The organism is Methylorubrum podarium (assembly GCF_022179745.1).
Lineage (GTDB): Bacteria > Pseudomonadota > Alphaproteobacteria > Rhizobiales > Beijerinckiaceae > Methylobacterium > Methylobacterium podarium.
The window spans coordinates 1-8,148 of sequence record NZ_BPRD01000318.1; the positions used below are offsets into that span (position 1 = coordinate 1).

9 protein-coding genes are annotated in these 8,148 nt (G+C 69.3%); 3 read left to right on the top strand and 6 right to left on the bottom strand.

The window, feature by feature from the left end:
• Positions 1-534 (top strand): ABC transporter ATP-binding protein (locus MFF42_RS15915; RefSeq protein ID WP_238256618.1); only part of this gene is annotated, 534 nt, incomplete at its 5' end.
• Positions 535-694: 160 nt separating this feature from the next.
• Complete coding sequence (locus tag MFF42_RS15920; RefSeq protein ID WP_238256619.1) at positions 695-1,939, top strand: KpsE/RkpR family capsule polysaccharide export protein; 1,245 nt, start codon at positions 695-697, stop codon at positions 1,937-1,939.
• A 4-nt stretch (positions 1,940-1,943) separates the two neighbouring features.
• On the opposite strand, the gene MFF42_RS15925 is transcribed toward MFF42_RS15920, so the two are convergent.
• A complete protein-coding gene (locus MFF42_RS15925) occupies positions 1,944-2,660 on the bottom strand; it encodes a hypothetical protein (RefSeq protein WP_238256620.1) in 717 nt (238 codons plus the stop codon).
• A gap of 38 nt (positions 2,661-2,698) precedes the next feature.
• On the bottom strand, positions 2,699-3,004 hold the full coding sequence (locus MFF42_RS15930) for a hypothetical protein (protein WP_238256621.1): 306 nt from the start codon (positions 3,002-3,004) through the stop codon (positions 2,699-2,701).
• A gap of 178 nt (positions 3,005-3,182) precedes the next feature.
• On the opposite strand from MFF42_RS15930, the gene flhA reads away from it, so the two are divergent.
• A complete protein-coding gene (gene flhA / locus MFF42_RS15935) occupies positions 3,183-5,324 on the top strand; it encodes a flagellar biosynthesis protein FlhA (RefSeq protein ID WP_238256622.1) in 2,142 nt (713 codons plus the stop codon).
• 128 nt (positions 5,325-5,452) lie between these two features.
• Here flhA and MFF42_RS15940 read toward each other — a convergent pair whose 3' ends face one another.
• From MFF42_RS15940 to fliJ, 4 genes are all read right to left on the bottom strand, one after another.
• Positions 5,453-5,593: a hypothetical protein gene (locus MFF42_RS15940; RefSeq protein WP_238256623.1), complete on the bottom strand. Its 141-nt coding sequence runs from the start codon at positions 5,591-5,593 to the stop codon at positions 5,453-5,455.
• A 231-nt stretch (positions 5,594-5,824) separates the two neighbouring features.
• The gene (locus MFF42_RS15945; RefSeq protein WP_238256624.1) at positions 5,825-6,877 is read right to left on the bottom strand and encodes a lysylphosphatidylglycerol synthase domain-containing protein; all 1,053 of its coding nucleotides are present in this window, start codon (positions 6,875-6,877) and stop codon (positions 5,825-5,827) included.
• A gap of 171 nt (positions 6,878-7,048) precedes the next feature.
• Positions 7,049-7,453, bottom strand: coding sequence for a hypothetical protein (locus MFF42_RS15950; protein ID WP_238256625.1), 405 nt, complete (start codon positions 7,451-7,453; stop codon positions 7,049-7,051).
• Between the two features lie 388 nt (positions 7,454-7,841).
• The coding region (fliJ, locus tag MFF42_RS15955; RefSeq protein ID WP_238256626.1) for a flagellar export protein FliJ at positions 7,842-8,148 on the bottom strand (307 nt) is incomplete at its 5' end.

Here is an 8,148-nt window from a genome sequence, read left to right on the forward strand (position 1 = left end):
GGCGCCGGCAAATCGACCACGATGAAGCTCATCGCCGGCGTCGAGGAACCAACCCGGGGCCGCATCTCCCGCAAACTTCGCGTCTCCTGGCCCCTGGGCTTCGCAGGCGGCTTCAACACGAAGATGACGGGGCGGGACAACGTCATCTTCGTCGCCCGGATCTATGGAGAGGATCCGCGGCGCGTGCTCGAATTCGTCGAGGATTTCTCCGAACTCGGCAGTTACCTGAACATGCCGGTCAGCACCTATTCCTCCGGCATGGGGTCGCGGCTCGCCTTCGGGATGAGCATGGCGATCCCCTTCGACACCTACCTCATCGACGAGACGCTCTCGGTGGGCGACGCGCGCTTCCAGAAGCGCTGCGCGGAGGTGTTCAACAAGCGGCGCGAGACCGCGGACGTGATCCTGATCTCCCACAGCATGGAACAGATCCGCGAGTATTGCAGCCAGGCCCTCATCCTGATCAACGGGCAGGCGGTGGTCTACGACGACGTCGACGAGGCGATCACGGCCTATCGCCGCCTGAACAGCTGAGATCCGGCCGCCCCGTCGCCCGGACATCGCCGGGTCTCTCGCGGAGGGCGGCTCGGACACGCTTTCGCCGCGAGGGCGCGCCAGAGACGAGAGGCTGCCATCCGCCGCCACCTCCCGGCGCGGCGCGGCAGATCGCTTGGGGCGTGCGAGCACCGACACCATGAGCACCGAGATCAGCAGTCCGAGCGGCGCACCGCTGACCACCGCCGACCGCTCGACCGCCGTCGCGGAATCGCTCAAGCGATTCGCCCGCATCGCGCGCCAGTCCGATCACAAGCGGGGCATCCGCGCCTACCAGACGCATATCCGGCGCGACCCGTGGATCCCGGCCCTCTTCCTGCTCCTGTTCCTGCTGCCGACGGCGGTGACCGCCGGCTACTTCTATCTCATCGCCTCGGACCGCTACGTCACCGAGGCGCGCTTCGCCCTGCGCCCGGCGTTGGGAAGCGTCGACAAGGTGCAGAACGAGGAGACGGGCAACAACAGCTCCCTGTCCAAGCAGATGATCGCTCAGGACACGCTGATCACGATGAGCTACATCTCCAGCCGGCAGATGATCGAGACCATGGAACGGCAGATGCCGCTCCGGGAGATGTTCTCGCGCGACGGCATCGATTTCCTCTCGCGCTTCGACGCCGACGAGCCGATCGAGTTGTTCATGCGCTACTGGCGCAAGCGCGTGACGACCCACGTCGATTCCAACGGCGGCATCATCAGCCTCACGGTCGCCGCCTTCGATCCGCAGGAATCCTACACGCTCGCCCGCGCCCTGATGGACGAGAGCGAGCGCATGGTGAACGAGCTCAGCCTCAAGGCGCGCAACGCCGCCCTGGCCGAGAGCACCCGCGAGCTCAAGAACGCCGAGGAGCGCCTCGTCACCGTCCAGCGCGCCATGCGCGACCTGCGCAACCGCGCCGGCATCCTCGACGCGCAGGCGGCCAACAAGAACAACCTCACGGTCATCGCGGAACTGCGCAAGAAGCGCATCGACCTCTCGGTCCAGCTCAACCAGAGCCTGCGCGACCTCGCGCCCGACCGGCGTCCGATCCAGGATCTGAAGGCGCAGATCCAGGATCTTGACGACAACATCGAGAAGATCGAGCGGCAGATGACCAGCACCGATCCGGAGCAGCGGCGCCTGCTGTCGGAGGCGATGACGGAGTTCGAGGGGCTGGAGAACGAGCGCAAGAACGCGCTGCTCTATTACAACAAGGTTCTGGCGGCGAGCGAGCAGGCGCGCATCGTCGCCAACCGCCAGATCGAGTTCTTCACCCCCGTGGTCGCCCCGGTCGTGCCCGTCTCGGCGATCGAGCCGCGCAAGCACCTGATCACCAGCATCGTCGCGCTGGTGGCCATGGCGGTGTTCGGGCTCAGCGTCTTGATCCGGAAGTACCTCTACAGCTGACCGGTCAGGCGATCTCGCTGGGCGGACGCCGGGTCGGGTGCGGGGCGGTGGGATCGGCCGGGGTGCCCGGCTCGGGCGCCAGGGCCGGCTCCGGCACCGGTGACGGTGTTCCGGTCGCGCGCGGTGCCCCCGTGGTGCCGCCGGTCCAGCCCTGCGCCCGCCAGCCCTCGGCACGCTCGTCGAGATCGATCGCTCCGCCGCGCTGCATCAGGTCGATGACGCGGTCGGCGACGTCTCCGTCGGCCCGCACGGTGACGAGGGTGCCGCCGCGTCGGATTCCCTCGGCATAGGTCTCGGCGTCGGCCCCGCTCAGGCCCGCGCCGGTCAGGGCGCCGATCAGGCCGCCCGCGGCCGCTCCGACGCCCGCGCCCGACAGGGCCGCGACGAGCCAACCCGCCGCGATCACCGGACCGGCGCCGGGGATGGCGAGGAGGCCCAGGCTCGCGAGCAGGCCCGCGCCGCCGCCGAGCACGGTGCCGACCGTCGCGCCCGCGCCGGCCCCTTCCGCCGCCGAACTCTCGTGCCCGCCGCCGGCTGCGGGCGTCGCGGCCGCCGGCTCACCGGCCGACGCGTGGGGCATGGAGCCGGCCGGCTGATCGGCGCTGTTCAGGGAAACGATGCTGATCTCCGCCTGCGGCACGCCGGCCGCCTCGATGCGGTCGATGACGCGGGCGGCGTCCTCCTGGCTGTCGAACAGGGCGGTGACGGCGCGTGCTGCCATGGTCGTTCCTCTCGTCTGTCTTCAACGGTCGCCCGGCCTCACTCGGCGGCGACTTCGCCCCGGAAATCCATGCCGACGCTCAGCGTGCGGCCCGCATGCTCCGCGCGTCCGCGCCAGATGCCCTGCTCGTCGAGGTGCAGGTCGGCGACGTCGGGAAATCCCATCTCGGAAAATCGTGCCCGCACCTGCGTGGCGGTGAAGCTGTTGGCGCCCGGCTTGAGCCGTGCCCCGACCGCCCCGTGCGCCCGCTCCGCAGGGGCGACGGCCGGTGCTTCGGGCTCCGGGGCGGCCCGGACCGAGGCCGGCGCCAGCAGGGCGAGGATGAGAAGGGACAGGACGCGCATGACAGGGCTCGTCGGCGGCGTCCGGCGCCGACGCCGGACCGGTTGCCTGACCAAGCCCTGTCGTCGGCCGAGGTTCCGCGCCTCGGCGTTAACGCCTCGCTAACCCTGCACCCGGCAAATCCTGCCGGGTGCAGTCTCACGGGTGGGCTGCGCGATTCGTCTTCGAGGATTCGGCGCGATGAGCGAGACGGCGAGGGCCGTACCGGCGGGGGCAGGCGGGCTCGGCGGCCTGTCGTTCCTGCGCATGCCGAACCGGGCGAGCCTGCAGGCGCTGTCGAAGCGCTCGGACCTGTTCTTCGCCACCGCGGTGATGGGCATCCTCGTGGTGCTGATCTTCCCGCTGCCGGCGGTGCTGCTCGACCTCCTGCTCGCCGTCTCGATCATCATGTCGGTGCTGATCATGATGACCGGGCTGTTCATCGACAACCCGCTCGAATTCACCGTCTTCCCGACGCTGCTCCTCATCGCCACCATGCTGCGGCTGGCGCTCAACCTCGCCTCGACCCGGCTGATCCTCGGCCACGGCCACGAGGGCACGGCGGCAGCGGGCCACGTCATCGAGGCCTTCGGGCACTTCGTGATGGGCGGCAACTTCGTGATCGGGATCATCGTCTTCGCGATCCTGATCATCGTGAACTTCGTCGTCATCACCAAGGGCTCGGGCCGCATCGCCGAGGTCGCCGCCCGCTTCACCCTCGACGCGATGCCCGGCAAGCAGATGGCGATCGACGCCGACCTCTCGGCCGGCCTGATCGACGAGAAGGCGGCGAAGGCCCGGCGCTCGGCGCTCGAGGAGGAATCCTCGTTCTTCGGCGCCATGGACGGCGCGTCGAAATTCGTGCGCGGCGACGCGGTGGCGGCGCTCCTCATCACCGGCATCAACGTGGTCGGCGGCATCATCATCGGCGTCGCCCAGCAGGGACTCGGCTTCGCCGAGGCCGCCAAGACCTACACCCTGCTCACCATCGGCGACGGGCTGGCGAGCCAAGTGCCGGCCCTGATCGTCTCGACGGCGGCCGGCATCCTCGTCTCGAAGGCCGGCGTGAAGGGCTCGGCCGACAAGGCGCTCGGCAAGCAGATGGCGAACTACCCGAAGGCGCTGGGCATGTCGGCGGCCGTCATGCTGCTGATCGCGCTCCTGCCCGGCATGCCGATGCTGCCCTTCCTCGCGCTCGGCGGCGCCTCCGGCTACGCGGCGTGGCGCATCGCCAAGACGCAGCGCGAGACCCCGCCCGAGGCGGCGGAGGGCACCCCCGGCGCGGCCGCCCCCGGCGGGGCGCCGGCGGAGGAGACCGTCACCGATTTGCTCAAGCTCGACGACCTCAAGCTGGAGATGGGCTACGCGCTCCTGGCGCTGGTCAACGGCGAGGGCCAGGACCGTCTCACCGACCAGATCAAGGCCCTGCGCCGCCAGCTCGCCTCGGAACTCGGCATCGTGATGCCCTCGGTGCGCATCCTCGACAACGTGAGCCTCGAGGCCAACACCTACGTGGTGCGGGTCAAGGAGATCGAGGCCGGCACCGGCCAGGTCTTCCCCGGCCAGTTCATGGCGATGGACCCGATGGGCGGGCAGGTGCAGCTTCCCGGCCAGCACTTGCTTGAGCCGACCTTCGGCCTGCCGGCGACCTGGGTCGATGCCGGGCTGCGCGATCAGGCCCAGCTCAAGGGCTACACCGTGGTCGATGCGGCCACCGTGATCTCGACGCACCTGACCGAGCTCATCAAGGCGCACGTCTCGGAACTCCTGAACCATGTCGAGGTGCAGAAGCTCCTGCGCGAACTGCCCAAGGAGCACACCGAGCTGCTCAAGGAAGTCGTGCCCTCGCAGATCGCCACCACCGGCATCCAGCGGGTGCTGCAGCTCCTGCTCGCCGAGCGGGTCTCGGTGCGCGATCTCGGCGCCATCGTCGAGGGCATCGCCGAGGTCGCCGGCCACGTGAAGAACCCGCGCGACATCGTCGAGCATGTCCGCGCCCGCCTCGGCCGGCAGATCTGCGCGCAGTACCAGGGGCCGGACGGGACGCTGCCGATCATCACCCTGTCGCCGGCCTGGGAGCAGGCCTTCCTCGAATCGATCGTCGGCGAGCGGGAGGAGCGCTACCTCGCGATGCAGCCCTCGAAGCTCACCGAGTTCGTCAACACGGTGCGCGACCGGTTCGAGCAGGCGGCCCGCATGGGCGAGATGCCCGTGCTCGTCACCTCGGTCCAGGCCCGGCCGTTCGTCCGCTCGATCATCGAGCGCTTCCGCCGCGAGACCCCAGTGATGAGCCAGGCGGAGATCCACTCCCGCGCGCGCCTGCGGACGGTCGGCTCGGTGTGAGGTCGCAAGACCCCCGTCAGACGAAGAGCGCCTGGAAAACAGTCGAGCCCACCCTCAGCAAGGGTGGGCCCGGATCTGAATCGTGTGTCGGACGTCGTCTCGGAACGGCGGCCTGATCAGGCCGCCGATCAGGCGTGCCCCTCGATGGCGCGCAGGACGGCAACCATCTGGTCGGCCTGTGAACGCGTGAGCCCTTTGCTGATGATCGTGCCGTTCCGGCAGATCGAGCAGGTGCCATCCTCGGCAACCCGAATCTTGATCGAAGCCATGATATCCATCCGGGGGCCAGGATGGCCCCCCCGTCCGACGAAGCTTAACCGTTCCTGAAGGGGCGGCAAGCCTGCGCGTCCCATTCATCCACTGAGGCGGCGTGACGTAAGGATTGGCACACCGCCCGTCACTGCGACGAATTGTGCCGGGAACGCTTGAGTCCCTCGAAATGCGAGCGGCGGCCGCCTCGGGGAGGCGACCGCCGCGGCACATGCTTCGAGAGGGACGGATCAGACCGCCTTCTTCTCCAGCCGCTGCTCGATCACGTGGCTGTCGAGGCCCGGCGCGACCAGCGGCGGCTCCGGCGGCGCCTTGGCGTCCTTGCCCAGGGCATTCGACAGGCGCGAGCGCTCGAACAGCAGCACCACGACGATCGCCACCGCGAAGGGGATGAGCAGGTAGAACAGGCGGAAGATCAGCACCGCGGCGAGGACCGGCGCCTTCTCGGCATCGGTCTGGAGTTGCATGGCGGTGAAGAACACGAGCTCGAACACGCCGAGCCCACCCGGCGCGTGCGAGGCCAGCGCGACGGAGAAGGAGGCGAGGAAAATGCCGAGCACCGCGATGAAGCCGGGGTTCAGGGCATCCGGCAGGGCGAAGTAGATGATGCCGGCGGCCCCCAGCAGTTCGAGCGGGGCCGCGATGAGCTGGCGCACCATGATGCCGGGCCGCGGATACTCGATCTTGAAGTTGCGGATCGTCAGCGGGCGGAAGCGCAGCACCGAGCCGACGACGTAGAGCGCCACGAAGGCGAGGAGGCCGAAGCCGACCAGCCGGGAGGTCGCCGGGTTGGTGAGCGCCGCGGGCAGCAGGTTGTCGAGCCGCGACAGCAGGCCCGGATCGTAGACCAGCACGAAGCCGCCGAGCAGGATCGTGCCGAGGCCGAAGGTGAAGGAGCACAGGGCCACCAGCACCGCGACCTGGGCCGCGGAGAGCCCCTTCGAGGTATAGGCCCGGTAGCGGACCAGGGCGCCGGAGAAGACCGAGGCGCCGATATTGTGGGAGAGGGCGTAGGTGGTGAACGAGCAGACCGACACGAACAGCCACGAGATGTGGCGCACGCCCAGGTGCAGCAGCGCGATCCGGTCGTACCAAGCGAGCGCGGCGTAGGCGATGAGAGTGGAGACGGCCGCGAGCAGGAAGTGGTGGAGCGGGATGGCGGCGAACGCGGCCTCGATGCTCGCCCAGGACAGGGTCTTCAATTCGCCCCAGAGCAGGTAGCAGGACACCGCCACCGCGGCGAGGCCGATCAGGCCCCAAACGATTTCGCTGACTTTTTTCATGGATGCCGGCCGCCTCTCTCGGGAGCGGTCTCTCCTGCGCCACGACCGCGCGCATCGCAAGCGGGACCGACGCGACCGTCTCGATGAGGCCGGGTCTTGCCGCCCGATCATGACGGTTTCATGCCGAAGGACGGCGGCCGGCACCGATTTGGGGAGGTACGGCGCGGCGACCTACCGCGACGGCGCGACCTGATCGATATAGGCCGCGTTGGTCCCTCTCAGGTTCGGCGGGCTCGCCCGCTCCTGCGATCGGCCGGATTGAACCCGGCCCGATGCCGGGATCGGACCCGCCGCCTCGATGAGCGCCTTGTCGGTAATCAGCTGCGTCTGAACCGTGCTGCTGATCCGGGGGCCCGGCCCCAACCGCTGCCCTTCGTACAGATTGATGCAATCGCGCAGGGCGATCGGATCGCGGATGAAGGTGCAATCGTTCACGTTGGGGATCGGCGCCGTCCCGTTCTGTGTGACGAGGTTCTGGGCGACGACCATACGGGATCCGGGTGACGAGCCGAACACGTCGACGCGGTAGGCGACGCCATCCGGCGTGACCAAGTTCCGTGCGGAGACCGGGGCCATCTCGCCGGAATCGATCCCGGGAACCTGAGCGGAATTCTCGTCCAGGATGATGACGTTCTGCGACATCGCCGTCGAGGGGATCACCCCGGCGGCCAGGGCTGCGAGCAGGAGACGCGTTCCGGGCCGCATGGCGCACCTATAAGAAAGCAGGGAACGCCGAACCGCGCCCCGATGCAGACGACATAGGTTAAAACGTCATGAACCGGCCACGGTTCCGCTCGACCGCGGCACCCTCCGGGGCGTGCCCCCGCGATCGCCCCGCGCGCATCCCGGCACACGGTGCCGCCAGACCGGATGAGGACGAAGGACGCGGACCCGCCCGCGTCGCACGACCCTGCGGCCGGCGACGCCCTGGCCGATCCATCTGGGCGGTCGATGGCGACGGGCCTCAGGCCCGGGCGCGCAGCCCGATCGCGTCCATCTCGGCCTGCTCGCGGGCGGCCTCGGCCGCGCGCTCGGCGGAGCGCTCGCGATCCTCGAGGATCTCGACCTTCTTCAGCTCCTCGAACGCCTCGCCCAGCTCGGCCTTGGCCTCGGCGAGCTGACCCTCCAGGGCGGCGGCCGACTGGCGCATGTTGTCCCGGCGGCCGGTGGCCGCGCGGGCGTAGGTCGGGTAGGCGAAATGGGCCGGGTCGGAGATGCCGGCGCGGGCCTCTTCCTGCGCGACCTCGCGGCCGAGCTCGACCGCGAGGTCG